Origin of the sequence: Geobacillus subterraneus (assembly GCF_001618685.1) — a bacterium.
Classification (GTDB): Bacteria; Bacillota; Bacilli; order Bacillales; family Anoxybacillaceae; genus Geobacillus; species Geobacillus subterraneus.
Map to the genome: position 1 here is coordinate 932,802 of NZ_CP014342.1, position 25,806 is coordinate 958,607.

The window sequence follows — 25,806 nt, forward strand, 5'->3', positions numbered from 1 at the left end:
AATATATTATATTAAAAAAACATTGGATGTGTGGGTGAACAGGCATTTTTGCTTTCTTTCCGTTGGACAATCATGGTATGATAAAGACGGTTCAAGCGTGACAAAGGAGATGAAGCGTGATGGCGAAAAAAGGTTATATTTTGATGGAAAATGGCGGGAAAATTGAATTTGAACTGTTTCCGAATGAGGCGCCGGTGACGGTGGCTAACTTTGAAAAATTAGCGAACGAAGGATTTTATAACGGGCTGACGTTCCACCGTGTCATCCCCGGGTTTGTCAGCCAAGGCGGCTGCCCGCGCGGCAACGGTACGGGCGATGCCGGCTATACGATTCCGTGCGAGACGGACAACAATCCGCACCGGCATGTCACCGGGGCGATTTCGATGGCGCACCGCGGCCGCGATACCGGCAGCTGCCAGTTTTTCATCGTCCATGAACCACAGCCGCACCTAGATGGGGTGCATACCGTCTTTGGCCAAGTAACGTCCGGGATGGACATCGTCAAGGCGATGAAAAACGGCGATGTGATGAAGGAAGTGAAAGTGGTTGACGAACCGTAAGCAGCGGACGGAAGATGACGAGCGGACAAGCCGAAACAATTGGCGGTTGTTTTTCTTCCTGCTGGCGGTCAGCTTGTTATGGGGAGCAGCATATTGGCTTTGGATCGCCAAGTGATGATGCAAGGCTGCCAATGTGGTATAATAGAACATAATCATATCGCTATGCATCCTTCGGGGCAGGGTGAAATTCCCGACCGGCGGTGATGAGGCCGATGCCTCTCAGCCCGCGAGCCGTATAGGCACGATCCGGTGCGATTCCGGAGCCGACAGTATAGTCTGGATGGGAGAAGGATGAGAATGTGCGCACGGCTGTTTTAAGCCGAGCGGTGCCGGCAGAGGAGGCGTCTGCCGTCCGGCCCGCATGGCAACAGCCTCCGTTTCCGTACGGCAAACACAACCTTGATTAACGAACGAATGTTCTTGTTTGCTGTTATGCGCATCATGGATCATTCTCTCACGTCTCAAAGCCCCGGAGCGTCTCCGGGGTTTTTTATTTTATAGAGGAAAGGTGGGTATGGTGTACAACGATGAATATTACATGCGGTTGGCGCTTGATGTAGCTAAGGCTGGGATTGGTCAAACGTCCCCCAATCCTGCTGTCGGCGCTGTCGTCGTGAACGGCGGCATGATTGTCGGACTCGGCGCCCACTTAAAGGCGGGGGAGCCGCACGCCGAGGTGCATGCGATTCGCATGGCCGGCGAAAAGGCGCGCGGGGCCACAGTATATGTGACGCTTGAGCCGTGCAGCCATTACGGCAAAACGCCGCCATGCGCCGATTTGCTCATCGAAGCCGGCGTCCGCCGCGTCGTCGTGGCGACGACCGACCCGAATCCGCTTGTCGCCGGAAAAGGAATTGACAAGCTGCGCCGGGCGGGCATTGACGTGGATGTCGGAATATTAAAAGAAGAAGCGGATGAGTTAAACCGCATGTTTTTCCATTATATTGTGACGAAAACGCCATTTGTGACGATCAAGTATGCGTGCAGCCTCGACGGCAAAATTGCGACGGCGACAGGGGAAAGCAAATGGATCACATCGAACGCGGCGCGTGAGGATGTCCATCGTCTCCGCGCCCAGCATGACGCCATTTTAGTCGGCGTCAACACCGTGATGGCCGACAACCCGAAGCTCACCGTTCGCATCGGGGAACAGCGGAAAAACCCGCTGCGGATCATTTTGGATACAAACTTGCATACGCCGCTTGATGCCCATGTTGTTGCCGACAAGGAAGCGGAAACGTGGATCATCACCGGCAACGGCGTCGGCCGGGAAAAGATGAAGGCGTATGAGCGGCTTGGGGTGCGCATCGTGCCGATGGCGAGCGCGCGCGTTGATGTGGGCGATGTGCTCCGCCTGCTTGGCGAGCAGCGCGTCACGTCATTGTTTGTCGAGGGCGGCTCGCGGGTTCATGACAGCTTTCTTCGCACTGGGGCGGTCAATGAAGTCGTCGCCTATATGGCTCCGAAACTCATCGGCGGCCGCGAAGCGCCAACGCCCATCGGCGGTTTTGGCTTCTCGCGTCTCGCCGAGGCGATGGAGCTTGACATCCGGCGGGTGGAAACGGTCGGTCCGGATATCAAAATCGTCGCTGTACCGAAAAGAAGGGGGAGAGCATGATGTTTACCGGTATTATTGAAGAAATCGGCGCGATTGAACAAATGAGGCAAACGGGCGACGCCATTGTGATGACGATTGGCGCCAGGCGGGTGCTTGAAGACGTCCAGCTCGGCGATAGCATCGCCGTCAACGGCGTCTGCCTGACCGTCACTTCATTTACGGATCGGCAGTTTACGGTTGATGTCATGCCGGAGACAGTGAAGGCAACAGCGTTGTGCACATTAAAGCCGGGGGCGAAGGTGAACCTAGAGCGGGCGATGGCGGCCGGCGGTCGGTTTGGTGGCCATTTCGTTACCGGACATGTCGATGGCGTCGGACGCATCGTCCGGCAATGGCCGAAGGCGAACGCCGTCTATTATGAAATCGAAGTCCCGCCCTCACTGCGTTCATATATGATTGAGAAAGGGTCGGTGGCCGTCGATGGGACGAGCCTGACGATTTTCGGCTTGAGCGAGCGCACGTTTACCATTTCGCTCATTCCGCATACGCGGGAGGCGACGATTTTAGGCGAAAAACGGCCCGGCGACCTCGTCAATATTGAGTGCGATATGATCGGCAAATACGTCGCCGCCTTTCTCGCAGCGAAAGAAACGCCGCCTTCCGGATTGACGATTGGGTTTTTGGAGCAGCACGGCTATAAATGAGTGGGAAAAGGGGGTAAATGACCATGTTTGATGCGATCGAAGCGGCGCTTGCCGCGCTGAAAAACGGTGAAGTGATCATCGTTTGCGATGACGAAGACCGGGAGAATGAAGGGGATTTTGTCGCGCTGGCCGAAAAAGCGACGCCGGACGTCATTAATTTTATGATTACGCACGGCCGCGGGCTCGTCTGCGTCCCGATTACGGAAGAATTGGCGGCGCGTCTCGGGCTTGAGCCGATGGTCACTCATAATACCGATGCACACGGCACGGCGTTTACGGTAAGCGTCGACTACAAAACGACGACGACCGGGATCAGTGCTTACGAGCGGGCGGCGACGATCCAGGCGCTGCTTGATCCGGACGTAAAGGCGAGCGATTTCAAACGGCCAGGGCATATTTTTCCGTTAATAGCAAAAAAAGGAGGAGTCCTGCGGCGCGCCGGCCATACGGAGGCGGCGGTCGATTTGGCCCGCTTATGCGGAGCGAAGCCGGCCGGCGTCATCTGCGAGATTATTAAAGAAGACGGGACGATGGCGCGCGTTCCTGATTTGCGGGATATTGCCGATCAGTTCGGACTAAAAATGATTACGATTAAAGATTTAATCGCGTACCGAAGCCAGCGGGAAAAACTAGTGAAACGCGAAGTGGAAATTTCACTGCCGACCGAGTTCGGCGAGTTTCGCGCCATCGGCTATACGAATGTTTTAGATGGAAAAGAGCACGTCGCCCTCGTGAAAGGCGAGATCGTTCCGGACAAAGCGACGCTCGTGCGCGTCCATTCGGAATGTTTAACCGGCGATGTGTTCGGTTCGTATCGGTGCGATTGCGGCCCGCAGCTGCATGCGGCACTGCGGCAAATTGAAGCGGAAGGGAGCGGGGTGCTGCTTTACATGCGCCAGGAAGGGCGCGGCATTGGCCTCATGAACAAGCTGCGCGCCTACAAGCTGCAGGAGCAAGGGTATGATACCGTCGAGGCGAACGAGAAGCTCGGCTTTCCGGCCGATTTGCGCGACTATGGCATCGGGGCGCAAATTTTAAAAGATCTCGGCGTGACGAAAATGCGCCTGCTGACGAACAATCCGCGCAAAATCGCCGGCTTAAAAGGGCACGGACTCGAAGTCGTCGAACGCGTTCCGCTTCAAATGCCGCCGAAAAAGGAAAACGAAAAGTATTTGCGCACGAAATATGAAAAATTAGGGCATATGCTTCATTTTTGATGAAAGGGGAACGAACCATGAACGTCATCGAAGGAAATTTCGTCGGCACCGGGCTGAAAATCGGCATCGTCGTCGCCCGCTTTAACGAATTCATCACCGGCAAGCTGTTGTCCGGGGCCATTGACGGCTTGACGCGGCATGGCGTCAGCGACAGCGACATCACGGTCGCGTGGGTGCCGGGCGCGTTTGAAATTCCGCTTGTGGCGAAAAAAATGGCCGAATCGAAGCAATTTGACGCTGTCATTACGCTTGGCGCCGTCATCCGCGGCGCGACGAGCCATTTTGACTACGTGTGCAGCGAGGCGGCCAAAGGCGTCTCCCACGCGGCGCTTGCAAGCGGCGTTCCGGTCATTTTCGGCGTTTTGACAACCGATACGATCGAGCAGGCGATCGAGCGGGCCGGCACAAAAGCGGGCAATAAAGGATGGGAGGCTGCTGTTTCCGCGATCGAAATGGCGAATGTCTTGCGGACGCTTGCGTAATTTGCGTAAAAAGGCATGAAATGGTTCACAATATCGGTGAGAATGTTTATAATACGTATAGAGAAAATGACAAACACTTTTCCTTTTCGGAAAAGCGCTTGTCGATAATGAGGGATTTTTATGTTGATCCGTTACCGAAAAAACTATGAGAAAATTGCCATGGGACTGCTGTCGTTTATGCCGACGGAAAAAGACTTGAAACGGCTGCAGCAGACGATCAAACAATATGAAACGAACAGCGATTGGCAACTGTTTTTATGGAAAGAAGGGGATGACATCGTCGGCATTATCGGTGTCCTGCTGCGCGCTCCCGATGTTGTGCAAATCCAACACATCAGCGTCAACCCGTCACACCGCCACCAAGGGATCGGGAAACAGATGGTCAAGGCGTTAAAAGAGGCGTACCCTGACCGCCGGCTGTGCGCCAATGAGTGGACTGCCTCGTTTTTCGATAAATGCCAAACGTGCTAGCTGAATAAAAACTCGGCGCGGCGCCGCGCTTTTGCGGGCGGCGGAGGGGGGAGCTTATTTCCCCTCCGCTTTGGCCCGCTTTTTTTGTTCGCGGGCGGCGATGATGTCGGTGCGGTCGCGCCGCCGGTGTTTGTCGATCACGTCCATATTGGCGGTGTCGCTTGCCTGCCCCCAAACGAGCTGCCGCTCGGCACAGGCGGCCTGACATTGCTCATAGAGCGAGCGGTCAGCAATCGGCAGTTCGATGCTTTCATACGGTTCGCCATGGGCGATGCGCCTGGCTGTATCATCGAGCAGGGCGGCGAGCGCCCGATCATCGAGGCCGAGTCGGCGAATCATCCCGCGCGCACCCTCAAGCAGCACCCGCGCCCGTTTCACAAGGCGCAGCGCCCCAGAGGTGTTGCCGCGCCGATAATGGTAGAAGGCGACCGCGATTTGGATCAGCACAAGCCATTCCATTGTTCGGCCGTCTCGTTTCCACTGTTCCTCTAAAATTTCATGGCATTCAAAATAGTCGCGGTCGCCATGGAAATGGACTAAATAATCAATATACGCCTTCGGATACATCAGCCATCGTTCCTTTCGCAAAGGCCTGACTAGCTTGAAAGCGGCCCCGCCGGCGGGGTGAAGTTGACGCCGCCTTGTTCCCTGCCTGACGGCAGCGGCTGGCATGCCGAAGGGAAAGCTTCCTTCTTCATTATACGCCGCCGCGGCCCCAAGGGCAAAAAAGCGGCCGCTTTCCGTTCGCTTCATCGTTTGATTATGGTACAATAAATGTACCGCAACCGAGGACGGGACGCACGGACGATGGCTGTGGAAAAAATGGTGGGATGGATGTGCAATTGCCGTACAGTGTCAAAATTGAAGCGTTTGAAGGGCCGCTTGATTTGCTTTTGCATTTAATCAATCGCTATGAGATTGATATTTACAATATTCCGGTAGCGCAAATTACGGAACAGTATATGGCGTACATTCACGCCATGCAAGAGCTCGAGTTGGATATCGCCAGCGAATATTTAGTGATGGCGGCCACACTGCTGGCGATCAAAAGCAAAATGCTGCTGCCGGCGCCGGAGGAAGAGGCCGACGGCGACATCGAGTTTGTCGAGGCGGACGATCCGCGCGAAGAGCTGATGCAGCGGCTGCTCGAATACAAAAAGTTTAAAGAAGCGGCGCGAGAGCTGAAACAGCGCGAAGAAGAGCGGGCGCTTTTATTTACAAAGCCGCCAAGCGACTTGAGCGCGTATGCCGATGAAAAAAAGGCGGCAGTGCCGCTTGACGTCAACGTATACGATATGCTGGGCGCCTTGTCGAAACTGCTGCGCCGCAAAAAGCTGCAAAAACCGGTGCGGACGAAGATCACCCGGCAAGACATTTCCGTCGAAAAGCGGATGGCGGAAATTTTGCATGAGTTGAGACAAACAAACAGGCGGAAACACTTTTATGAGCTGTTTCCGGCTTATGACCGTTCGTCTATCGTCGTCACTTTTTTAGCCATTTTGGAATTGATGAAGCAAAATAAAATTATCATTGAACAAGAGCGGAATTTCAGTGATTTGTTTATTGCGGCCAAACACCCGGCCGTTTAGGGCGCACCGGTTTGGCTGCGGCGGTTCGCGGCAGCGGGCCGCTTTCCTTTTGCGGCGCCGCCGATTGGGTAAATAGCGCAAACAATGTTCTGCTGGCATAGTGGACAGGCGGTGCGCGCCGCCCGCGTAGAACGGCTGCCGTCTTGGCGGCCAACGGAAACGGACAGAAAGGGGGACTGTTGCGCCAGCTAGGAACGCTTGGCGCGGCGAAGCGCGATGGAACAACAGGAAACGGTAAAAAAAGACGGTGCCGGCGCGGGGCGCCCGGCGAAGGCGATCGTTGAAGCGCTGCTGTTTGCTGCCGGCGACGAGGGGCTGTCGCTCGCCCAAATCGCCGCTGTGCTCGATGTCGACGAATCGGAGGCGAAAGCGGTCGTTGCGGCGCTGCGGGAAGACTACAGCCGGGAGGAGCGCGGCATTCAGCTCATAGAGCTGGCTGGCGTGTTTTTGCTGGCGACGAAAAAAGAGCACGCCCCGTATTTAAAAAAGCTCGTTGAGGCGCCAGGGGCGTCGTCGCTGTCGCAGGCGGCGCTTGAGACGCTGGCCATCATCGCCTACCGCCAGCCGATTACACGCGCTGAGATTGAGGAAATTCGCGGCGTGAAAAGCGACAAGCCGCTCCAGACACTAATGGCCCGGGCGCTCATCAAAGAGGTTGGGCGCGCCGAAGGAACCGGGCGCCCGATTTTGTATGGCACAACAGCGGAATTTCTTGACTATTTTGGGCTGAAAACGCTCGAGGAGCTGCCGCCGCTGCCTGAATGGGCGGATGATGGCGAGCTCGAGCGGGAGGCAGATTTATTTTTTGAAAAATTGGCGGAAAATTTGAGCGACGAAAAGCCGTAATATGGTAAACTAAAGAAAAAACGGCTGATCGGGAAGGGGGGCGCTCATGAACGTTTGCCGCTTGTACGGCGAAGAGCTGCAAAAATCGCAGTCGAATACGTTTGAAGACTATTTTAACCGCTCAGAAGTCACCTATCGTGACGGCGGTGAAGAGCGGACGCTGTCCGTGTTGTATTTGCGCCATTTTGAGGCGACGCTGCTTGATGTGCTGCCATACGAAGGCGATCCGCTGTTTACGGTTGCCGGACGCGACATTCATTTACGCGACATCGTCGCCCTCGTCTGTTTATGGCAAAATCCGGCCTATCGGCAGCGCCGGCGCGTCTATATTCATGACGAGGATGAGCTGCGCCGCTATTTTGCCGCCGTTGATGGCCAAACGTTGCAGGCGTTGGTGAGCGAATGGGCGGCCACTGGCGCTTGCCGCCTGCCGCTGCCATCGTAACAGAAGACGGGTGCGGGGCATAGTTTTTTACACTTCGACAGAACGCGGCCGCCGGGCGTTGTTTGCCAGTCGCCGGGCGCGATCAGTGATTTTGCGGAAAAGCGGTTCCTTCGGGCGAACCGCTTTTTCTCATGCCGGCTATTCCGTCCGCGGCTTGGTCGGGTCGCACGCCGGTGGCTTCACCTCGCCGGTAGTCTCGGCCAGCTTTTGCAAATAGTAACATTCTTCGCGCGCCATATGGTCGGCCATGAGCGGCGACAGCACACCAAGCACTTCATTGTTTAATTCCATCTCCTCGAGTTCGTGCAAAAAGCTTTGGAAAATGGCCATTTCCAGCTCGATTTGACGGTGGAAGCGGGAAAGCGCCGGAAACTGATGAACGTTAGCCCGCAAGTAGCCGGCCATCTCAATGGCTTTCAGATAAAAGGCTTCCCATTCCTTCGTGAACGTATGGCTTTGCTGCTTCAGCTGCTTTTCCGTATGGTCGAGCCGGTCGTGAATGGCCCCGGCATGGCCGGCGGCGTCAAGCAGCCAAAGCAAATCGTGATGAAGCGGATGAACGCGCGGCGGCCGCTTTCCTTGGGCATAGCAGTCAGCGAGGCGCAACCATTCATCAAGTTCGTTCACCATATGGTTCAAAAACGTCGGCGGCAATGAAAAGCGAAACGACTCGGTTACATGGCGCCGCAGCAAGTGGAGTTTGAACGCCCGCAGCCGTTCACCCGCTTCTTTTCCGCGGATGATAAGCGCGGACCACGCCGCGGCGGCTTCCGGCCGGCGCGCTTCGGCGAGCAAGTCGTCAAACAGGCGCTGCAGCTGTTTCGCTTCATTGATTTCTGCCCGCTCGCTTTCGGCGAGCGCTTCAACAATAAACCGGCAATGGTCGCCAAGAATTTGCATCCAAAAACGGAGTTCAAAAAGCGCTTCTTGCTCAATCGGTTGGCTCATTCGTTTTTTCGCAGAGCGCGTCGCACAGGGGAATGCGACGATTCTGCTTTTCCCTCCTTGCTATGTTTTGCCTATGTTGATCATCTCGCTCCTATATGTATGTGCGGTTAGGAATTTGGGTGAATGCGGACAAGAACGATTTTCCCAGGCCGGCATACGATATGGCGAAAAAAGCAGGAGGAGGTTTTTACCAAATGGACGACCAAACGTTATTCGCCCGGTATGCGGCTGAGGTGAACGAATGGGGAGAACAGGTCAAGCAGGTGCTGGCGCTGCGCGGGGCAAGCACTGATGGCGCTTCGGCGCTGCTGAAGTTTATCGCCGAACATGACGGAGCGTGGACGGAAGAGGCAATCCGCGAACTCACGCGCCTTGTGGATGACGTGTACGCCGCTGCGCTTCGCCATTATGCCATCGAAGCGGCTGAGTGGGGGAGACAAATGGAGCACGCCCTATCCGCGCGCGGAGCGGCGGATGACATCGGCCTTTCTTCTTTGTTGGCGCGCATTGAAGAACACGACGGCGAGTGGACGGAGGAGGAGATTGGTCAACTGCAACGCCTTGTTGACGATGTGTATGTTCGAGCCGTTCGCCTTGTCGAACCAGTAGCCGGCGGACAGGAGGAAAACTCGCCGCGGCGGGAAGAAGCAGCCGTTTTGCTTGAGCAGGAAGGCGGCGGAGAACCAAGCGTCGAGGAGATCGTCACACACGGGGGAGATACCGAACAAGAGCCGGCCGCGGCGGCGGAACGGGCGGAGCCGATTGCATCCTCATCGGCGGATTCCGCTGATGGCGGGCAGTTGCACAAGGAAAAGACGATTGACGAAGAGCAGCGGCAAGAGGAAGGCGAGGCCGATGGTGAACGGCAGCGGCCGATCCCGCCTGGCAAGCATGTGCTGCCGCCGCTGCCGTACAGCTACAATGCGCTTGAGCCTCATATTTCCGAAGAAATTATGCGTCTCCACCATACGAAGCATCATCAAAGCTACGTCGACGGCCTGAACAAGGCGGAGCGCATGATGGCTGAGGCGCGCCGTACGAACAATTTTGAACTGTTGAAACATTGGGAGCGGGAGGCGGCATTCAACGGTTCCGGCCACTATTTGCACACCATTTTTTGGTATAACATGCACCCGGAAGGCGGCGGCGAGCCGCGCGGGGAGCTACGGGCGCAAATAGAACGCGACTTCGGCAGCTTTGCCGCATTCCGGCGCCACTTCACCGAAGCGGCGAAAAGCGCCGAAGGGGTTGGCTGGGCGCTGCTCGTTTGGGCGCCGCGGGCGCATCGGCTCGAAATTTTGCAGGCGGAAAAACACCAGCTCATGACGCAATGGGATACGATTCCGCTTCTTGTGCTGGATGTATGGGAGCATGCGTACTACTTGCAATATAAAAACGATCGGGCGGCGTATATCGAACATTGGTGGAACGTCGTCAATTGGCGCAACGTTGAAGCGCGCTTCAATGAAGCGCGGAAGCTGCGCTGGCAGCCATTTTAAACAGGCGGGGGGACCCCCGCCTGTTTTTTTGAGGGGTAAAAGCCGGCTCCTTGTCTAGGAGGGCGTTTTTGCCGAAAACGCGATGCGGTTTGCTCTAGGTGTTGCACGTGTAGTCCCATCCTTCATCTGGCGGAAGCCTGCGAACGCTTCTACGGCCATATTTTTTCATCATATTTGTCCGAGCGGCGCATACACTTGTACAAAGCATGGTTCCCATGCCCAGCCTGTTTCCGTTGCGGAGTTTCCTCTGCTGCGCTCATTTCAGCCTAATTGGAAAGGAGGAACAGGCGATTCCTCCCTGTTTGCCGAAGGAGGGGGATCCTCGCCGATATCGGATGAAGAGGTGGAAGCGGCTCGTTTGGCTCATTGCGCTCATTGCGGGGATCACATTCTGTGTTCCGGGGCAGCTGCACGCCATGGACGGGGTGAGCGCGAAAAGCGCGATTTTAATAGAGCAACATTCCGGGCGGATTTTGTTTGCAAAAGACGCCTATACAAAACGGCGTATCGCCAGCATTACGAAAATTATGACCGCCATTTTGGCGATTGAGTCCGGGAAGCTTGATGATACAGTGACGGTCAGCGCCCGCGCCGTCCGGACGGAAGGGTCGTCAATTTACTTGCGCCAAGGGGAGAAAATGAAGCTGCGCGATCTCGTGTACGGACTGATGCTTCGTTCCGGCAATGACGCCGCGGTCGCCATCGCTGAACACGTCGGCGGCAGTGTCGAGGGGTTTGTGTTTTTAATGAACGAAAAGGCGGCTGAAATTGGGATGCGCGATACGGAATTTGCCAATCCGCACGGGTTGGATGATGCGGAAAACCATTATTCGACCGCTTACGACATGGCGCTGTTGATGCAATATGCGATGAAAAATGAAGAGTTTCGCCGCATTTCCGGAACAAAAGTATACCGCGCTCCTGCCCCGCCTGGTGAAGACGGGGCGCGTGTATGGCGGAATAAAAATAAGCTGCTAACAAGCCTTTACGAATATTGCACCGGCGGCAAAACCGGCTATACGAAGCGGGCGCACCGCACGCTTGTGACAACGGCGTCGAAAGATGGGGTCGATTTGATCGCGGTGACGTTGGACGCTCCGGACGACTGGAACGATCATATCGCCATGTATGAGTACGGGTTTTCCAACTACCATATCGCAAAAGTCCGCGGCGAGCGGGTCGTGAAGAAAATTTCCGACCCGTTTTACAGGGGGCGGCTGCGGGCAGCCCGCGATTTGCAATATCCGGTGACCGAACAGGAGACGGGAGAGCTGCGGGTGAAAGTATATTTGTTGAAGCCGCGCGCTGAATGGAAGGAAACCCCAAGCCGCGCGCCGACCGTAGTTGGAAAAGCGGTGCTTTATTTGAACAAACAGGCGGTTGATGAAGTGCCGATTTTTTATGAGCCGGAGAAAGGCAAAAGCAGCCGGGGGTTCTTTTGGCAAGTATTTCGGTTTTTAGGTGTGAGAGGCGATGGTTAACCTCATTTGGGTGATGATGGCGGTCATCGGCATCGCCTTTGCTGCGGCCAACGGCACGATGGAGGAAGTGAACAAGGCGGTGTTCGAAAGCGCCAAAGAAGCGGTGACGATCAGCATCGGCATGATCAGCATTTTAGTATTTTGGCTTGGATTGATGGCGATCGCTGAGCGGGCTGGCTTGCTTCATAAAGTCGCGCGCCTGTTCATGCCCATTGTGCGCCGCCTGTTCCCGGAAGTGCCGCCCGGCCATCCGGCGCTCGGCTACATCGTCTCGAATATGGTCGCCAATATGTTCGGCCTTGGCAATGCAGCGACGCCGATGGGCATTAAAGCGATGGAGCAGCTGAAGCGGCTCAACGGCGACAGCGACGAGGCGAGCCGGTCGATGGTGACGTTTTTAGCCATTAATACGTCAAGCATTACCCTCATTCCGGCGACGGTCATCTCGATTCGGATGACGTACGGTTCGGCGTCGCCAGGCGAAATTATCGGCACGACAGTCGTCGCCTCGACGGTTTCGACGATCGGGGCGGTATTGATTGACCGGTATTATTATTGGAAACGGATGCGGAAAGGCAGGAAGCCATGATGGCCATCGTCCAGCTTCTTTCAGTTTGGCTCATTCCGGGGCTCATCGCCTTGATTTTGCTCTATGGCACGGTGAAAAAAGTGCCGACGTACGAGGCGTTTGTCGAAGGCGGCAAAGAAGGGATCGAAATTGCGTTTTCGCTCATTCCATATTTAGTCGGCATGTTAGTATCAGTCGCCATTTTTCGTGCATCCGGGGCGCTTGAGGCGCTGATGGCGACGATCAAGCCGCTCGCTGCGGCCATCGGGCTGCCGGCCGAAGTCGTTCCGCTCGCCGCGATTCGCACGATTTCCGGCACGGCTGCGCTCGGCATGACGACCGATTTAATTGCCACATACGGCCCCGACTCGTTTATCGGACGCCTCGCTTCCACAATCCAAGGCAGCACCGAGACGACGCTTTATGTGCTCACCGTCTATTTTGGCGCCGTCGGCGTCAAAAAAATGGGCGACGCGTTAAAAGTCGGCGTTTTGGCGGACATTCTTAGCTTTATCGTCTCCTTTTTCATCGTCTTGCTTGTATTCGGGCGCTGACCGCGTCCTTTTTTTGTTTTCCCGCCATCCGGCGGGTTTTTGTTTGAGAGACGCTTGCCGATCCGTTGAGCGTTCCCGGCCTGTGCTCGCGCTTGGAAATGGGGGGATGTCCGGCTCGAGATGATAAAAATAAAAGCGGCATGCTTGTATCTGTCTAACGGAAAGGGTAAGATGATGAAAGAGGTGAGAAGCAAATGGAACGGTTGCAAAAAGTGATTGCCCGCGCCGGCATCGCATCAAGGCGCAAGGCGGAAGAAATGATTTTGCAAGGGCGGGTGAAAGTCAATGGCCGCGTCGTCACCGAACTCGGCGTCAAAGTCGGACCGAGCGACGATGTGGAAGTCGACGGCATCCCGGTCGAGCGCGAGGAGCCGGTCTATTATTTGCTCTATAAGCCGCGCGGCGTCATCTCGAGCGTCAAAGATGAGAAAGGGCGCAAAGTGGTGACCGACTTTTTTAAGGATCTCCACCAGCGCATTTACCCGGTCGGGCGGCTTGACTACGATACGTCCGGCCTGCTCTTGTTGACGAATGACGGCGATTTTGCCAATTTGCTGATGCATCCGCGCTATGAGATCGAGAAGGTGTACGTCGCTAAAGTGAAAGGCATCCCGACGCGCGAGCAGCTGAAACAGCTCGAGAAAGGGGTGCTGTTGGAAGACGGCATGACGGCGCCAGCAAAAGTGAAACTGCTCTCAGCTGATCGGAAAAAGCGGACGGCGATTGTCGAAATCCGCATTCATGAAGGGCGCAATCGGCAAGTGCGCCGCATGTTTGAGGCGATCGGCTGCGAGGTGCTGAAGCTGAAGCGGGAGCGGTACGCGTTTCTCGATTTGAAAGGGCTGCGCCCCGGCGAATACCGCGAGCTGACGCCGCATGAAGTGAAGCTGCTGCGCGCGATCGCCCAATCCGGGGGAAGAAAATGACGAAGATTGTCACATAACGTTCATATCCTTGCGCATAAACGAGCGAGGGACTTTGCTATAATGGAAAATGGGAGATTATGAACTGCCACGTCGGCCCCTGCGGCATCGGCCGCAGGGGGAAGAGAAACTGAAGGGGGTTGAGCGATGAAAAAACAACAGCGCTTAGTGATGAGGACAGCGATTTTGCTCGTGCTGCTGGCTGCGCTCGGCTATACGATTTACGCCAATTTTTTCACCGAGAAAAAGGCGGTCGCTGTCGGCTCCACAGCGCCCGATTTTGTGCTCGCTGACTTAAAAGGGCGTGAACACCGTCTCTCAGACTATCGCGGCAAAGGCGTTTTTTTGAACTTTTGGGGAACGTGGTGCAAGCCGTGCGAGCGGGAGATGCCGTATATGAACGAGCTGTACCCGGTTTACAAAAAACAAGGGGTTGAAATTTTGGCTGTCAATGTCGGTGAACCGAAGTTGAGCGTTGAAAAGTTCGCGGAACGGTTCGGCCTGACATTTCCGATTGTGATCGACCGTCAAGATCAAGTGTTGAACGCCTATAACGTCGGGCCGCTGCCAACCACGTTTTTGATTGACAAAAACGGCGAAGTGAAGAAAATCATCACCGGCGCGATGACAAAAGCAGACATTCAGCGCCATTTGGAAAGCATCAAACCGTAAGGAGTTTTGCGCCATGGAACACGTCAAATGCGAATGCGGCCATGTCAATCCGCACGGCACGGCGTTTTGTGAGTCGTGCGGCAAGCCGCTTGCCGATTTGGGAGAAAAACTGATTTTGGACATGCGCTACGAAGGAAGCGCGCGCCGGTCACAAACGTACAACCGAACGATCGTCGACCAAATTTGGGCGTTTTTCTCGTCGGTCAAAGTCGGGGTGGCGCTCATCGTCATCACGCTCATCGCTTCGGCCGTCGGTACGATTTTTCCGCAAGAAATGTATATCCCGCCGAACGTGAATCCGGCTGAATACTACGAAGAGCAGTACGGTTGGGCAGGGAAGCTGTATTATGAGCTCGGCTTTAACAACTTGTACGGCTCATGGTGGTACATTTTGCTCATCGCCTTAATCGGCGTTTCGCTTGTCATTTGCAGCTTGGACCGGGTCGTTCCACTTTACCGCGCCTTGAAGCGGCAAGGGGTGAAGCGCCATCCGCGCTTTTTAGAGCGGCAGCGGCTGTTTGGCGTTTCGCGCGTCGGCGATATGGACAAGGCGGTCGCTCTGCTGAAAGAGCGGCTCGCCAAGCAACGATACCGCATCCGCGAAGAAGGCGGCCATCTGCTCGCCGAAAAAGGGCGCTTTTCCCGCTGGGGACCGTATGTGAACCATGTTGGCCTGATCATCTTCTTAATCGGGGCCATGCTTCGCTCGGTGCCGGGCATGTACATTGATGAGGTGATGTGGATTCGCGAAGGGGAAACGAAAGAAATCCCAGGGACTGACGGCCAGTACTTTTTAAAAAGTGAAAAGTTTATTTTTGACACGTACAAAAAAGGCGAAGACAATGAAGTGTTTAATGCCGCCATCGACCGTGTCGGCGATGGCATGATTGCGGAAAACTATCAGACAAATGTCGTCTTGTATAAGCGCGTCGACCCGACAGTCGCCGGCGCCAAACCGAAGCTCGAAAAGGTGAAAGAATATTCGATTCGCGTCAACGAACCGCTGAAATTCAACCATTACGCACTCTATCAAGTCGATTTCCGGCTGAACGAGCCGAAAACGATGTCGTTCCAACTGGCGGATAAACAGTCGGGAAAAACGTTCGGCACGGTAGCGATCGACTTGTACGATCCAAAAGAAACGTACGACCTCGGACGGGGGTATCGCGTCGAGCTATTAAGCTATTTTCCTGACTTTGAGTTTGACGAAGACGGCAACCCGTCGACAAAATCGCGCGTGCCGAACAATCCGGCGTTCGTCTTTAAAATGTATGCGCCGGATCGACCGGAAGGGGAAGTCAGTTTCGTCGCCATCCAACAAACGATCGAACCGTTTGGCGACAACAAATATAAAATGGCGTTTGCGGGGCTTGAGACGCGCAACGTCTCTGGCTTGACCGTCCGCCGCGATTTCACGCTTTGGATTTTAGGGGTGGGCGGCGCGATTTTCATGATCGGGCTCATCCAAGGAATGTATTGGAATCACCGCCGTATTTGGGTGCAGCGGGTGAACGGCGAATTATGGATCGCCGCACATACGAATAAAAACTGGTTCGGCTTGAAAAACGAGCTGCGCCGCCTGCTTGACGGCACCGGCTTAACGATGCCGGCCGATCGGCTCGAGGAAGAGAAAAAAGCCGGACAAGGAGGACAAGCGCATGGCACAGCTTAGCAGCACATTGCTATATATTTCGTTCGTTTTCTATTTGATTGGCACGTTTCTTTTCGGCGGCGCCATTCGCGACAAACGGAAGGAGCGGCAAGGAAAAGACCGCTGGTCGCAGCTTGGCATTGCCGTGACGATCATCGGTTTTCTCACCCAGGTCGGGTATTTCATCACGCGCTGGATCGCTGCCGGGCATGCTCCGGTGAGCAATTTGTTCGAGTTTATAACGTTTTTCGGCATGATGCTTGTCGCTGCTTTTATCATTGTTTATTTCATTTACCGGTTGAGCGTGCTCGGCCTGTTTGCGCTGCCGGTCGCGTTGCTCCTTATCGCCTATGCGAGCATGTTTCCGCGGGAAATTTCGCCGCTCATTCCCGCCTTGCAAAGCGATTGGCTGCACATCCACGTCACGACTGCGGCGGCCGGGGAGGCGATTTTGGCCATCAGCTTTGTCGCCGGACTCATTTATTTGATCCGTGTCGTCGACCAGTCGAAACCGTCGAAGCGCACGTTTTGGCTCGAAGCCGTCATGTTTTGCTTAGTAACCACGCTCGGTTTCGTCATCGTTTCGACAGCGTTCGGGCTTTCTGGGTATGAGGCGAAATTTTCGTGGATTGACAAGAACGATCAACCAGCGGAAGTCGAGTACCATATGCCGGCGCTCGTCGGGCCGCATGAGGGCGAGCTCGCCAAAGACAGCGCCGGCCGCATGAAGCCGCTTGTTGAGATGCCGGCGATCATTAACGCGAAAAAGTTGAATACCGTCATTTGGTCGTTGATGGCGGGGGCGGTCTTGTACATCGCGCTTCGCCTCGCATTGCGCAAACGCATCGCAGCGGCGCTGCAGCCGCTTGTGAAAAACGTCAATTTGGATTTAACCGATGAAATTTGCTATCGAGCTGTAGCGATCGGATTCCCGGTGTTTACGCTCGGGGCGCTCATTTTTGCCATGATTTGGGCGCAAATTGCTTGGACGCGTTTTTGGGGCTGGGATCCGAAAGAAGTATGGGCGCTCATCACCTGGCTGTTTTACGCCGCCTTTTTGCACCTTCGTTTGTCAAAAGGCTGGCATGGTGAAAAGTCGGCATGGCTCGCCGTCATCGGCTTTGCCATTATTATGTTTAACTTAGTGGCGGTCAACCTCGTCATCGCGGGGCTGCACTCATATGCCGGGACATGATCGCAAGGCAAACGGATGCCCTATTGGCGGGCATCCGTTTTTTCAGTAAACTAGAAAGTGGAGACTGTTTCCATCTTGTAAGGGAGGGTATTTGGCATGGAAAAACAAGAAAAGCCGATCCGCATTTTAGTGGTCGATGATGAAGAACGCATCCGTCGACTCTTGAAAATGTACTTGGAACGGGAAAACTATGCGATCGACGAAGCCGGCGATGGCAATGAAGCGCTTGAGAAAGCGCTGGCGAACGACTACGACGTCATTTTGCTCGATTTAATGCTGCCGGGCAAAGATGGAATTGAGGTGTGCAAAGAAATTCGCGAGCAAAAAGCGACGCCGATTATGATGCTGACGGCGAAAGGCGAAGAATCAAACCGCGTTCAAGGGTTTGAAGTCGGCACCGATGATTATATCGTCAAGCCGTTCAGTCCGCGCGAAGTCGTGCTGCGCGTAAAAGCGCTGTTGCGCCGCGCAGCGAATGCCGCCTACGCGCCGGTGGAGACGACGGCGAAAGACGTGCTTGTGTTTCCGCATTTGACGATTGACAACGATGCCCACCGGGTGACGGTCGACGGCAAGGAAGTCAGCTTAACGCCGAAAGAATATGAGCTGCTTCTCTTTCTGGCCCGCTCGCCCGACAAAGTGTTCGACCGCGAACAGCTGTTGAAGGAAGTATGGCATTACGAATTTTTCGGCGACTTGCGCACGGTCGACACCCACATTAAACGGTTGCGCGAAAAGTTGAATAAAGCGTCGCCGCAGGCGGGAAAAATGATCGTCACCGTCTGGGGCGTCGGCTACAAGTTTGAGGCAGTGAGCGACTGATGTGGCTGTTTCGCAGTGTCGTCGGGAAGCTATGGTTTACGATTTTGCTGCTCGTTTCGTGCGTGCTGTTTATTTTAAGCATTTTGCTTATTAAATTTTTGGAAGATTATTATGTGCAGGAAGCGGAAAACGACTTGACCCGCCTGGCGACAAAAGTGGCCGAGGTGATGCACGATTACCGCGATGAGCAGCTTGCCCGCTCGATCGCTTGGACGCTTGTGGACAATCGAACGAAAGCCGTCATCGTCGCCGATGAGTCGCACTATTGGTATTCGCCTGGCGATGCTGGTTTGGATAATATGCCACTGTCGTCGATCCGCCAAGATCGGGACTTGCGGCGTGTGCTGACAGATGGGAAAACGGTGAAAAAGCGTTTGTATATGCTGGAGCGGCATCCAAAAGAAAAGCTGCCCCGTGATATGATCATTGTCGGCGTGCCGATGTCGATGCCGGATGGCAGCCGAGGAGCTGTGTTTATCTATCAGTCGCTCGAGGCGATCGCCGACGCGACGGAGCGGACGAAAGAGTTAATTTTTCTCGCCGCGTTTATCGCCATTGTCATGACGACGTTTTTTGCCTTTTTCTTGTCGACGCGCATCACCGCTCCGCTCCGGAAAATGCGCCAAGCCGCGTTCGAAATGGCGCGGGGCCATTTCGATATGAAAGTGCCGATTTTAACGAACGATGAGATCGGTGGGCTGGCGATGGCGTTCAACCAAATGGGACGGCGTCTGCAGTTTAACATCAACGCCTTAAACCAGGAAAAAGAACAGCTCGCCAGCATTTTAAGCAGCATGGCCGACGGCGTGATTACGTTTAGCCGCGACGGGGAAATTTTAATTACGAACCCGCCGGCGGAGCGGTTTTTGCAGGCGTGGTATTTCGAGCAAGGAAACGACGCGGAAACGATAGCGCCGCTGCCGCCGCAGGTAAAAGAACTGTTCGCCCGCGTCGTCCGCGAGGAAAAGGAGCAATCGACCGAGGTGACGATGCAAGGGCGGACATGGGTCATTTTAATGACGCCATTATACGGAAAAACGATGGTGCGCGGCGCGGTCGCCGTTTTGCGCGACATGACCGAAGAGCGGCGGCTTGATAAGCTGCGCAAAGATTTCATTGCCAACGTCTCGCACGAGCTGCGCACGCCGATCGCCATGCTGCAAGGCTACAGCGAGGCGATCATCGACGACATCGCCGCCAGTGAGGAAGAGAAGAAAGAGATGGCGAAAGTCATTTACGACGAGTCGCTGCGCATGGGCCGCCTTGTTAACGATTTGTTGGACCTCGCCCGCATGGAGGCGGGCCATATCGAGCTGCAATATGAGCGGGTCGAGCTTGTCCCTTACGTGGAGCGGGTGATCCGCAAGTTTTACGGGCTGGCGAAAGAAAAGCAAATCGAGCTGACGGCCGAGTTTCGCGACGAGAACATCGAAATCGCAATCGATCCAGACCGGATCGAACAGGTGTTAACGAACTTGATCGATAACGCCATTCGCCATACGGAGGCGGGCGGCACGGTCCGTCTGATTATCGAGCGAAGCGGCGACGGCGTAACGATTCACGTCCAAGACTCCGGTTCCGGCATTCCGGAGGAAGATTTGCCGTTTGTGTTTGAACGGTTTTACAAAGCCGATAAAGCGCGGACGCGCGGCCGCTCAGGCACCGGACTCGGCTTGGCTATCGCTAAAAACATCGTTGAAGCGCATAAAGGGCTCATTACCGTTCATAGCAAACGGAACGAAGGAACGACATTTTCGTTTTATTTGCCGGCCCGCGAACCGAAAAGGGCGTAGCGCCGTTCAGGGGGGGCGGATGGACGCCTCTTTTTTTTTTTGATACTTCTCATTTTTAGTGGTCTAGACAACTAGAACATATGATGTTATGATCATCATAGAAAGAGAGGGATGGCTATGAAACGGCGGCTGTTAAAAAACGCTGTCGTGTATGCGGAAACAAGGAAAATGGACCAAGGATATGTGTTGATCGAAGGAGAGAAAGTGGCTGATATCGGTCCGATGTCACGATGTCCAACCGATATTGAGGCGGAAGTGATCGAGCTTTCTTCACGATTTTCCGTCATACCAGGATTAATTGATGTTCACATTCACGGAGCAGCCGGGGCGGATGTGATGGATGCGACGCCGTCAGCGCTCCATGCGATGGCTAACGCCTTGCCGGCGGAAGGAACAACAAGCTTCCTGGCGACGACAATGACGGCGCCAAGCGAACAAATCGAAGCGGCGCTTATGAACGTAGCGCGCTATATGGAGCAGGCGAACGGCCCGGGGGCGGCTGAAGTGCTCGGCGTTCATTTGGAAGGGCCGTTTTTGTCGCCAAAGCGCGCCGGGGCGCAGCACCCGCGTCATCTCGCCGACCCGGACGTTTCGCTGTTTCGGCGTTGGCAAGAAGCTGCCCGTGGCCATATCCGCCTTGTGACGCTCGCCCCGGAGCGGGACGGGGGGCTTGATCTTGTCGCTTATTTAAAGAAAACGGGGGTCGTCGCCTCGATCGGCCATTCCGACGCCGTTTACGACGAGGTGAAAGCGGCGGTCCATGCAGGGGTGACGCATGCGACCCACCTGTTCAATGGGATGCGCGGCATCCATCACCGTGAACCGGGTGTCGCCGGTGCGGTGCTTATGTTTGAAGAAGTGATGTGCGAGCTGATCGCCGACGGGTTGCACGTTGCGCCGCCGATGGTTCGCTTCGCTTACCGGAATAAAGGAAGCGAGGGGCTTATCTTAATCACCGACGCCATGCGGGCGAAATGTCTCGGCGATGGGAAGTATGATCTCGGCGGCCAAGAGGTGGAAGTCTGCGGCGGGGAGGCGCGGCTTGCCGACGGCACGTTGGCGGGAAGTGTGTTAAAGCTTGCTGATGCCCTTCGCCGTGTGATCGACTGCACCGGCTGCACCCTCGAAGAAGTGATCCGCATGGCGAGTTGGAATCCGGCGAAACAACTCTGCGTCCTTGACCGGAAAGGGAGTCTGCGGCCGGGCAAAGACGCCGATGTCGTCGTGCTTGACGAACAATACGAGGTAGCGATGACGTTTTGTCGCGGCGCGCTCGCTTACCGGAAACAAAGGAAAACACAAGGGGCAGGGAGGGACGGCCATGAAGCTCATTGAGGCTGCGGATTATGCGGACATGAGCCGCCAGGCGGCGAGAATGATTATCGAACAAGTCAAGGAAAAACCGACGGCGGTTCTCGGGTTAGCAACCGGTTCGACGGTGCTTGGCGTGTACCGTGAACTTGCTGCCGATCATCGGCAGCACGGAACATCGTACCGGCTCGTGCGCACGGTGAATTTAGATGAGTATGTCGGGCTCGGCCCAGATCATCCGAACAGCTATCGCCATTATATGAATCACCACTTGTTTGCCCAATTGGACATCCCGCTTCACGAGACGCACGTGCCGGACGGCTTGGCCGCTGATTTAGGTGAGGAGTGCCGGCGCTATGAGCAGCTGATTGATGCGCTAGGCGGCATTGATTTACAGCTCTTAGGCATCGGCCGCAACGGCCATATCGGCTTTAACGAGCCGGGGACGCCGTTTTCGTCGACGACCCATGTCGTTGAACTGGCCGCCTCGACGCGCGAAGCGAACGCCCGCTTTTTCCCGTCGCTGGATGACGTGCCGCATTACGCCATTACGATGGGGATCGCGACCATTTTGCGGAGCCGCCGCATCGTGCTGTTGGCATCAGGGGAGGAAAAAGCTGCGGCGCTCGCTCGGCTGTTCGAAGGCATCGTTTCGCCCGAGCTGCCGGCTTCGGCGCTTCACCTCCATCCGGACGTGACGATCATCGCCGACCAAAAGGCGCTGTCACTCATTCCGAAGGAACAACGGCAGGTGGATGTTCCATGATTGATAAACAATCCCCTGTACCAATCTACTACCAGCTCGAGCAGTATATGAAGGAGAAAATTGAAAAAGGGGAGTGGCAGCCGGGGGAGATGATCCCGTCGGAGCGCGAGTTGGCGGAAACGTATCATATTAGCCGGATGACCGTTCGCCAGGCGGTCAACAATTTGGTCAACGACGGCTACCTCATTCGCCGGCGCGGAAAAGGGACGTTTGTCGCGGCGGAAAAAATCGAGCAGCCGTTGAAAGGACTGACGAGCTTTTCCGAAGATATGCGGGCGCGCGGCATGGAGCCGGACACCATCGTTCTTGGCTTTGAAACGGTGCCGGCTTCCGGGAAACTGGCTGAATGGCTCGCTGTTAAGGAAGGGGACGCTCTTTACGAAATTCGCCGCCTCCGTTTAGCCGACGGTTCGCCGATGGCGCTGGAGACGCTCTACATTCCCGTCCATCTTGTTCTCGGGCTGACGCGTGATGTTGTAAGCGGTTCCGTCTATGAATTTATCGAAAAAGAAAAAGGGATGATCATCGGTTCTGCTGTTCAAACACTGGAAGCATCTGTCGCCCGCAAGCTGGAAGCCGAGCATTTGCAGGTGAAAGAAGGGGCGCCGGTGCTGCTGCTTGAGCGCCGCACATACCTTGATGACGGCCGGCCGCTCGAAGTCGTCAAATCGGTGTACCGCGGTGATCGGTACAAATTCATTGTTGAAATGGAACGGCGAAAATAAAAAGGGAGGAATGAATGGTTATGTTAGGATTTTTGCAGCGTCTCGGAAAAGCGTTAATGCTGCCGATTGCTGTTTTGCCGGCGGCTGGATTGTTGCTTCGGCTCGGCCAGCCTGATTTATCTTAATTAGGCGAGAAGACTCCCACTTCAACGAAGCGAAGCGGAGTAAGTGGGAGATGAATCGCCTTAACTATATTTTGCTGAAAATAGGATAGATTCAGTAAAATATAGTATCATATAGTTAGATGGGAGGTGAAAACATGTATTTTTGTATCAAACAACAGCTAAATGGTTTGACCAAAGAAGAATACTTGACTCTTCGAGAACTGTGCCATATTGCCAAGAACATGTACAACGTCGGATTGTACAATGTCAGACAATACTATTTTGAACACAAGGAATTTCTTAATTATGAGAAAAACGATCATCTTGCAAAAACTAACGAAAACTATAAGCTGTTAAACAGCAACATGGCACAGCAAATTTTAAAAAAGGTCAATGAAGCCTTTAAATCTTTCTTTGGTTTGATCAGTCTTGCCAAACAAGGAAAATATGACCACAAGGCTATCAGTATTCCAAAATATCTTAAAAAAGATGGCTTTCATTCACTGATCATTGGCCAGATTCGTATAGACGGCAACAAATTCACGATACCGTATTCTCGCCTATTTAAAAAGACTCACAAGCCTATCACGATAACGATTCCGCCTGTGTTACTGGACAAAAAGATTAAGCAGATTGAAATCATTCCTAAGCATCATGCCAGGTTCTTTGAGATTCAGTACAAATATGAAATGCCTGAAGATCAAAGAGAATTAAATGACCAAAAAGCACTGGCCATTGATTTAGGATTAAACAATCTTGCCACTTGTGTCACATCAGACGGCAGATCATTCATCATTGATGGGCGGAGATTAAAAAGTATAAATCAATGGTTTAACAAAGAAAATGCCAGACTTCAAAGCATGAAAGATAAGCAAAAAATCAAAGGCACGACTCGTAAACAGGCGTTGCTTGCTATGAATCGCAATAATAAAGTGAATGATTATATCAACAAGACTTGCCGTTACATCATTAACTACTGTATTGAAAATCAAATTGGCAAACTTGTCATTGGCTATGCGGAAACATTACAACGCAATATTAATCTAGGAAAAAAGACAAATCAAAACTTTGTCAATATTCCTCTCGGTAACATAAAAGAAAAACTAGAATATCTTTGTGAATTTTACGGCATTGAATTCTTGAAACAGGAAGAATCATATACGTCTCAAGCCAGCTTTTTTGACGGCGATGAGATTCCTGAATATAATGCCGACAATCCAAAAGAATATAAGTTCAGCGGCAAACGTATTAAGCGCGGCTTGTATCGAACAAAGTCTGGCAAACTAATTAATGCGGATGTCAATGGCGCATTAAACATCTTAAAGAAAAGTAAAGCTGTAGACCTGAGTGTCTTATGCTCTAGCGGCGAAGTGGACACGCCTCAAAGAATAAGGATTGCTTGAAGCAGTCAAACTTCTTTGGAAGCCCCCACTTCAAATTTTCGCTAGAAAATTAAATGGGGGTAGTTCACGGCCGGCTTCTTCCCGATCATGATGTTTGGCCTGCCCGCGGCAGCGCTGGCGATGATCGCGGCGGCGAAAAAAGAGCGTCGCAAAGCGGTCGCCGGCGCGCTCCTTGGCGTGGCGTTGACGTCGTTTTTAACCGGGATTACGGAGCCAATTGAGTTTCTATTCATGTTTTTATCGCCATTGCTCTACGTTGTCCATGCCGTGTTGACCGGCTTGTCGCTCGCAGTGGCGACAATGCTTGACATCCACCACGGGTTTACGTTCTCGGCCGGGGCGATTGACTTTTTCTTAAACTACGGCATTACCCGTGGTGCTAGATAAAATCAGACGAGCATAAAAATAGTCCTTGTATGAAAATCTCCTTTTAAAATGAAAGTGCTCACCTAACATTAGAAAGGAGAAATCCCATACAAGAGCGTCTTCATTTTACAACGGATCAAGCGGAAATTCAAAAGCAATATACGGCGATCTTGTTCTTGGTATCAGCGCAACTGTCTGGCGGCTCTAAATGTATTGTAGCGCTGAAATCGTCATTTGTTAAAGCAAGGAAATGGGTCATAATCGCCATTCATATTCTTGGAAAGTTGTTTTGTTTTACTTCGGAACGAGCAGGGTATCAGTATGTCATTGGAAACTTATTCACTAGGGAGATGTTCCCTGAACGCTCTCGATATAACTGTTGTTGTCGGTTGCTCCGTTTTTCCGTTAAATAGAGTTTTTCTAATAGATCCGTCACCAACTAGCGAGGCACGGACAACATCATGCCTATGCTGTTGTGGAGATCTTGTCCCTCTTGCGCTGTGTCATCACGTGAGGCGTTAATGTTCAACTAGCACCACGGATTTTCCTTATTTTTTTCAAGATGGCAGTATAGATGGGGCAGCTGCTTTTTTTCTGCAGGAGAGGGCTAGGATCATTCCGCGATGTAGGAGGAGAGCTTGATGGATAAACACCAACAAGCCATTATCACCGTTTCAGCCTATATTACGAATGACACGGGAGAGGTTTTACTTGTTAAAAGCTATGACCGCTCCGATACGTGGGAAATGCCGGGCGGACAAGTTGAACCAGGCGAGCCGCTCGATCGGGCCGTTCATCGCGAGGTGTATGAAGAGACTGGCGTTGACATCCGTCTCATCGGGGTCAGCGGCGTGTATTACAATGAAACTAAAAATATCATAAACATTGTATTTAAAGCGACATATGTGAAAGGAAACGTTTCTCCCCAGCCTGAGGAAATTCAAAAGGCGAAGTTTGTGTTGATCGATGAGTCGAATATTGATGAATATGTGACATGGCCGCATTTGAAATCGCGGGTGCTCGATGCGATGAAAAGGGAATGCTCTGTTCCGTATGAAACATGGGTTATGAATCCATCTCGATTGTCTGCAAGAGTGGGAAGGTGACGACTTCCCTCCAACCTGCTGTAAATTCATAGTTGTCAAATGCTAAA

The 25,806-nt window shown here is 53.7% G+C and carries 27 protein-coding genes, 3 pseudogenes and 1 riboswitch; of the genes and pseudogenes, 28 read left to right on the forward strand and 2 right to left on the reverse strand.

Annotated elements, in window-relative coordinates:
- Positions 1-119 precede the first annotated feature (119 nt).
- The 7 genes from GS3922_RS04590 to GS3922_RS04615 all read left to right on the forward strand — a co-directional run bounded on the left by GS3922_RS04590 (position 120) and on the right by GS3922_RS04615 (position 4,992).
- A complete protein-coding gene (locus tag GS3922_RS04590; RefSeq protein ID WP_063165394.1) occupies positions 120-560 on the forward strand; it encodes a peptidylprolyl isomerase in 441 nt (146 codons plus the stop codon).
- Positions 547-675: a hypothetical protein gene (locus GS3922_RS18310; protein WP_257722316.1), complete on the forward strand. Its 129-nt coding sequence runs from the start codon at positions 547-549 to the stop codon at positions 673-675. The genes GS3922_RS04590 and GS3922_RS18310 overlap by 14 nt, the downstream gene beginning before the upstream one ends.
- 48 nt (positions 676-723) lie before the next feature.
- Positions 724-856: riboswitch (FMN riboswitch) on the forward strand.
- 221 nt (positions 857-1,077) lie between these two features.
- Complete coding sequence (ribD, locus tag GS3922_RS04595; protein ID WP_063167309.1) at positions 1,078-2,178, forward strand: bifunctional diaminohydroxyphosphoribosylaminopyrimidine deaminase/5-amino-6-(5-phosphoribosylamino)uracil reductase RibD; 1,101 nt, start codon at positions 1,078-1,080, stop codon at positions 2,176-2,178.
- Positions 2,178-2,822, forward strand: coding sequence for a riboflavin synthase (gene ribE, locus GS3922_RS04600; RefSeq protein WP_063165395.1), 645 nt, complete (start codon positions 2,178-2,180; stop codon positions 2,820-2,822). The genes ribD and ribE overlap by 1 nt, the downstream gene beginning before the upstream one ends.
- Before the next feature lie 23 nt (positions 2,823-2,845).
- Positions 2,846-4,039 carry a bifunctional 3,4-dihydroxy-2-butanone-4-phosphate synthase/GTP cyclohydrolase II gene (locus GS3922_RS04605; protein WP_063165396.1) on the forward strand — a complete coding sequence of 398 codons (1,194 nt, stop codon included), beginning with the start codon at positions 2,846-2,848 and terminating at the stop codon, positions 4,037-4,039.
- A gap of 17 nt (positions 4,040-4,056) precedes the next feature.
- The gene (gene ribH, locus GS3922_RS04610) at positions 4,057-4,521 is read left to right on the forward strand and encodes a 6,7-dimethyl-8-ribityllumazine synthase (protein WP_063165397.1); all 465 of its coding nucleotides are present in this window, start codon (positions 4,057-4,059) and stop codon (positions 4,519-4,521) included.
- A 120-nt stretch (positions 4,522-4,641) separates the two neighbouring features.
- Positions 4,642-4,992 (forward strand): GNAT family N-acetyltransferase, encoded by a 351-nt coding sequence (locus GS3922_RS04615; RefSeq protein WP_063165398.1) that lies wholly within the window; start codon positions 4,642-4,644, stop codon positions 4,990-4,992.
- Between the two features lie 54 nt (positions 4,993-5,046).
- Here the strand turns inward: GS3922_RS04615 and GS3922_RS04620 are convergent, their stop codons facing one another.
- Entirely contained in the window at positions 5,047-5,763 is a 717-nt protein-coding gene (locus GS3922_RS04620) for a DUF309 domain-containing protein (RefSeq protein WP_225995616.1), read from the reverse strand.
- 59 nt (positions 5,764-5,822) lie between these two features.
- Here GS3922_RS04620 and GS3922_RS04625 point away from each other — a divergent pair, with 59 nt between their 5' ends.
- The 3 genes from GS3922_RS04625 (at position 5,823) to GS3922_RS04635 (ending at position 7,872) form a co-directional block, all read left to right on the forward strand.
- Positions 5,823-6,581: a segregation/condensation protein A gene (locus GS3922_RS04625; protein ID WP_063165399.1), complete on the forward strand. Its 759-nt coding sequence runs from the start codon at positions 5,823-5,825 to the stop codon at positions 6,579-6,581.
- A 216-nt stretch (positions 6,582-6,797) separates the two neighbouring features.
- Positions 6,798-7,427, forward strand: coding sequence for an SMC-Scp complex subunit ScpB (gene scpB, locus GS3922_RS04630; RefSeq protein ID WP_063167311.1), 630 nt, complete (start codon positions 6,798-6,800; stop codon positions 7,425-7,427).
- Positions 7,428-7,473: 46 nt separating this feature from the next.
- Positions 7,474-7,872: a hypothetical protein gene (locus GS3922_RS04635; RefSeq protein WP_063165400.1), complete on the forward strand. Its 399-nt coding sequence runs from the start codon at positions 7,474-7,476 to the stop codon at positions 7,870-7,872.
- 138 nt (positions 7,873-8,010) lie between these two features.
- Here GS3922_RS04635 and GS3922_RS04640 read toward each other — a convergent pair whose 3' ends face one another.
- Entirely contained in the window at positions 8,011-8,820 is an 810-nt protein-coding gene (locus GS3922_RS04640) for a DUF2935 domain-containing protein (protein ID WP_063165401.1), read from the reverse strand.
- A gap of 194 nt (positions 8,821-9,014) precedes the next feature.
- Here GS3922_RS04640 and GS3922_RS04645 point away from each other — a divergent pair, with 194 nt between their 5' ends.
- The 18 genes and pseudogenes from GS3922_RS04645 to GS3922_RS04720 all read left to right on the forward strand — a co-directional run bounded on the left by GS3922_RS04645 (position 9,015) and on the right by GS3922_RS04720 (position 25,759).
- On the forward strand, positions 9,015-10,319 hold the full coding sequence (locus GS3922_RS04645; protein ID WP_063165402.1) for a superoxide dismutase: 1,305 nt from the start codon (positions 9,015-9,017) through the stop codon (positions 10,317-10,319).
- A gap of 335 nt (positions 10,320-10,654) precedes the next feature.
- The gene (locus tag GS3922_RS04650; protein ID WP_063165403.1) at positions 10,655-11,800 is read left to right on the forward strand and encodes a D-alanyl-D-alanine carboxypeptidase family protein; all 1,146 of its coding nucleotides are present in this window, start codon (positions 10,655-10,657) and stop codon (positions 11,798-11,800) included.
- On the forward strand, positions 11,793-12,389 hold the full coding sequence (locus GS3922_RS04655) for a nucleoside recognition domain-containing protein (RefSeq protein WP_063165404.1): 597 nt from the start codon (positions 11,793-11,795) through the stop codon (positions 12,387-12,389). Before GS3922_RS04650 ends, GS3922_RS04655 begins: the two co-directional genes overlap by 8 nt.
- Positions 12,389-12,922, forward strand: coding sequence for a spore maturation protein (locus GS3922_RS04660; protein ID WP_063165405.1), 534 nt, complete (start codon positions 12,389-12,391; stop codon positions 12,920-12,922). Before GS3922_RS04655 ends, GS3922_RS04660 begins: the two co-directional genes overlap by 1 nt.
- 194 nt (positions 12,923-13,116) lie before the next feature.
- Positions 13,117-13,848, forward strand: coding sequence for a 23S rRNA pseudouridine(2605) synthase RluB (gene rluB / locus GS3922_RS04665; RefSeq protein ID WP_063165406.1), 732 nt, complete (start codon positions 13,117-13,119; stop codon positions 13,846-13,848).
- 144 nt (positions 13,849-13,992) lie between these two features.
- Positions 13,993-14,517, forward strand: a complete 525-nt coding sequence (gene resA / locus GS3922_RS04670) for a thiol-disulfide oxidoreductase ResA (RefSeq protein WP_063165407.1) — start codon at positions 13,993-13,995, stop codon at positions 14,515-14,517.
- Between the two features lie 13 nt (positions 14,518-14,530).
- Complete coding sequence (locus tag GS3922_RS04675) at positions 14,531-16,189, forward strand: cytochrome c biogenesis ResB family protein (protein WP_063165408.1); 1,659 nt, start codon at positions 14,531-14,533, stop codon at positions 16,187-16,189.
- A complete protein-coding gene (gene ccsB / locus GS3922_RS04680) occupies positions 16,176-17,363 on the forward strand; it encodes a c-type cytochrome biogenesis protein CcsB (protein ID WP_063165409.1) in 1,188 nt (395 codons plus the stop codon). Before GS3922_RS04675 ends, ccsB begins: the two co-directional genes overlap by 14 nt.
- 96 nt (positions 17,364-17,459) lie before the next feature.
- Positions 17,460-18,185, forward strand: a complete 726-nt coding sequence (locus GS3922_RS04685; protein WP_063165410.1) for a response regulator transcription factor — start codon at positions 17,460-17,462, stop codon at positions 18,183-18,185.
- A complete protein-coding gene (locus GS3922_RS04690; RefSeq protein ID WP_063165411.1) occupies positions 18,185-19,978 on the forward strand; it encodes an ATP-binding protein in 1,794 nt (597 codons plus the stop codon). The genes GS3922_RS04685 and GS3922_RS04690 overlap by 1 nt, the downstream gene beginning before the upstream one ends.
- A gap of 117 nt (positions 19,979-20,095) precedes the next feature.
- On the forward strand, positions 20,096-21,313 hold the full coding sequence (gene nagA / locus GS3922_RS04695) for an N-acetylglucosamine-6-phosphate deacetylase (RefSeq protein ID WP_063165412.1): 1,218 nt from the start codon (positions 20,096-20,098) through the stop codon (positions 21,311-21,313).
- The gene (gene nagB, locus GS3922_RS04700; RefSeq protein ID WP_063165413.1) at positions 21,300-22,055 is read left to right on the forward strand and encodes a glucosamine-6-phosphate deaminase; all 756 of its coding nucleotides are present in this window, start codon (positions 21,300-21,302) and stop codon (positions 22,053-22,055) included. Before nagA ends, nagB begins: the two co-directional genes overlap by 14 nt.
- Positions 22,052-22,780 (forward strand): GntR family transcriptional regulator, encoded by a 729-nt coding sequence (locus GS3922_RS04705; protein ID WP_063165414.1) that lies wholly within the window; start codon positions 22,052-22,054, stop codon positions 22,778-22,780. The genes nagB and GS3922_RS04705 overlap by 4 nt, the downstream gene beginning before the upstream one ends.
- Positions 22,781-22,800: 20 nt before the next feature.
- Positions 22,801-22,899: pseudogene (locus GS3922_RS17055) on the forward strand (PTS transporter subunit EIIC); the annotation flags it as partial.
- Positions 22,900-23,039: 140 nt separating this feature from the next.
- Positions 23,040-24,287 carry an RNA-guided endonuclease InsQ/TnpB family protein gene (locus GS3922_RS04710; protein WP_063165415.1) on the forward strand — a complete coding sequence of 416 codons (1,248 nt, stop codon included), beginning with the start codon at positions 23,040-23,042 and terminating at the stop codon, positions 24,285-24,287.
- 63 nt (positions 24,288-24,350) lie between these two features.
- A pseudogene (locus GS3922_RS18460) lies at positions 24,351-24,656 on the forward strand (PTS transporter subunit EIIC); the annotation flags it as partial.
- Positions 24,657-24,760: 104 nt separating this feature from the next.
- Positions 24,761-25,169: pseudogene (locus GS3922_RS18465) on the forward strand (IS982 family transposase); the annotation flags it as partial.
- A gap of 122 nt (positions 25,170-25,291) precedes the next feature.
- Positions 25,292-25,759 carry an NUDIX hydrolase gene (locus tag GS3922_RS04720; RefSeq protein WP_369769992.1) on the forward strand — a complete coding sequence of 156 codons (468 nt, stop codon included), beginning with the start codon at positions 25,292-25,294 and terminating at the stop codon, positions 25,757-25,759.
- Positions 25,760-25,806 lie beyond the last annotated feature (47 nt).

Excerpts from the sequence above, each read along its gene's own strand:
- GS3922_RS04590 (WP_063165394.1), top strand. The coding sequence starts at position 120 with ATGGCGAAAAAAGGTTATATTTTGATGGAAAATGGCGGGAAAATTGAA.
- ribE (WP_063165395.1), top strand. The coding sequence starts at position 2,178 with ATGTTTACCGGTATTATTGAAGAAATCGGCGCGATTGAACAAATGAGG.
- GS3922_RS04605 (WP_063165396.1), top strand. The coding sequence starts at position 2,846 with ATGTTTGATGCGATCGAAGCGGCGCTTGCCGCGCTGAAAAACGGTGAA.
- ribH (WP_063165397.1), top strand. The coding sequence starts at position 4,057 with ATGAACGTCATCGAAGGAAATTTCGTCGGCACCGGGCTGAAAATCGGC.
- GS3922_RS04615 (WP_063165398.1), top strand. The coding sequence starts at position 4,642 with ATGTTGATCCGTTACCGAAAAAACTATGAGAAAATTGCCATGGGACTG.
- GS3922_RS04625 (WP_063165399.1), top strand. The coding sequence starts at position 5,823 with ATGGATGTGCAATTGCCGTACAGTGTCAAAATTGAAGCGTTTGAAGGG.
- scpB (WP_063167311.1), top strand. The coding sequence starts at position 6,798 with ATGGAACAACAGGAAACGGTAAAAAAAGACGGTGCCGGCGCGGGGCGC.
- GS3922_RS04635 (WP_063165400.1), top strand. The coding sequence starts at position 7,474 with ATGAACGTTTGCCGCTTGTACGGCGAAGAGCTGCAAAAATCGCAGTCG.
- GS3922_RS04640 (WP_063165401.1), bottom strand. The coding sequence starts at position 8,820 with ATGAGCCAACCGATTGAGCAAGAAGCGCTTTTTGAACTCCGTTTTTGG.
- GS3922_RS04645 (WP_063165402.1), top strand. The coding sequence starts at position 9,015 with ATGGACGACCAAACGTTATTCGCCCGGTATGCGGCTGAGGTGAACGAA.
- GS3922_RS04650 (WP_063165403.1), top strand. The coding sequence starts at position 10,655 with ATGAAGAGGTGGAAGCGGCTCGTTTGGCTCATTGCGCTCATTGCGGGG.
- GS3922_RS04655 (WP_063165404.1), top strand. The coding sequence starts at position 11,793 with ATGGTTAACCTCATTTGGGTGATGATGGCGGTCATCGGCATCGCCTTT.
- GS3922_RS04660 (WP_063165405.1), top strand. The coding sequence starts at position 12,389 with ATGGCCATCGTCCAGCTTCTTTCAGTTTGGCTCATTCCGGGGCTCATC.
- rluB (WP_063165406.1), top strand. The coding sequence starts at position 13,117 with ATGGAACGGTTGCAAAAAGTGATTGCCCGCGCCGGCATCGCATCAAGG.
- resA (WP_063165407.1), top strand. The coding sequence starts at position 13,993 with ATGAAAAAACAACAGCGCTTAGTGATGAGGACAGCGATTTTGCTCGTG.
- GS3922_RS04675 (WP_063165408.1), top strand. The coding sequence starts at position 14,531 with ATGGAACACGTCAAATGCGAATGCGGCCATGTCAATCCGCACGGCACG.
- ccsB (WP_063165409.1), top strand. The coding sequence starts at position 16,176 with ATGGCACAGCTTAGCAGCACATTGCTATATATTTCGTTCGTTTTCTAT.
- GS3922_RS04685 (WP_063165410.1), top strand. The coding sequence starts at position 17,460 with ATGGAAAAACAAGAAAAGCCGATCCGCATTTTAGTGGTCGATGATGAA.
- GS3922_RS04690 (WP_063165411.1), top strand. The coding sequence starts at position 18,185 with ATGTGGCTGTTTCGCAGTGTCGTCGGGAAGCTATGGTTTACGATTTTG.
- nagA (WP_063165412.1), top strand. The coding sequence starts at position 20,096 with ATGAAACGGCGGCTGTTAAAAAACGCTGTCGTGTATGCGGAAACAAGG.
- nagB (WP_063165413.1), top strand. The coding sequence starts at position 21,300 with ATGAAGCTCATTGAGGCTGCGGATTATGCGGACATGAGCCGCCAGGCG.
- GS3922_RS04705 (WP_063165414.1), top strand. The coding sequence starts at position 22,052 with ATGATTGATAAACAATCCCCTGTACCAATCTACTACCAGCTCGAGCAG.
- GS3922_RS04710 (WP_063165415.1), top strand. The coding sequence starts at position 23,040 with ATGTATTTTTGTATCAAACAACAGCTAAATGGTTTGACCAAAGAAGAA.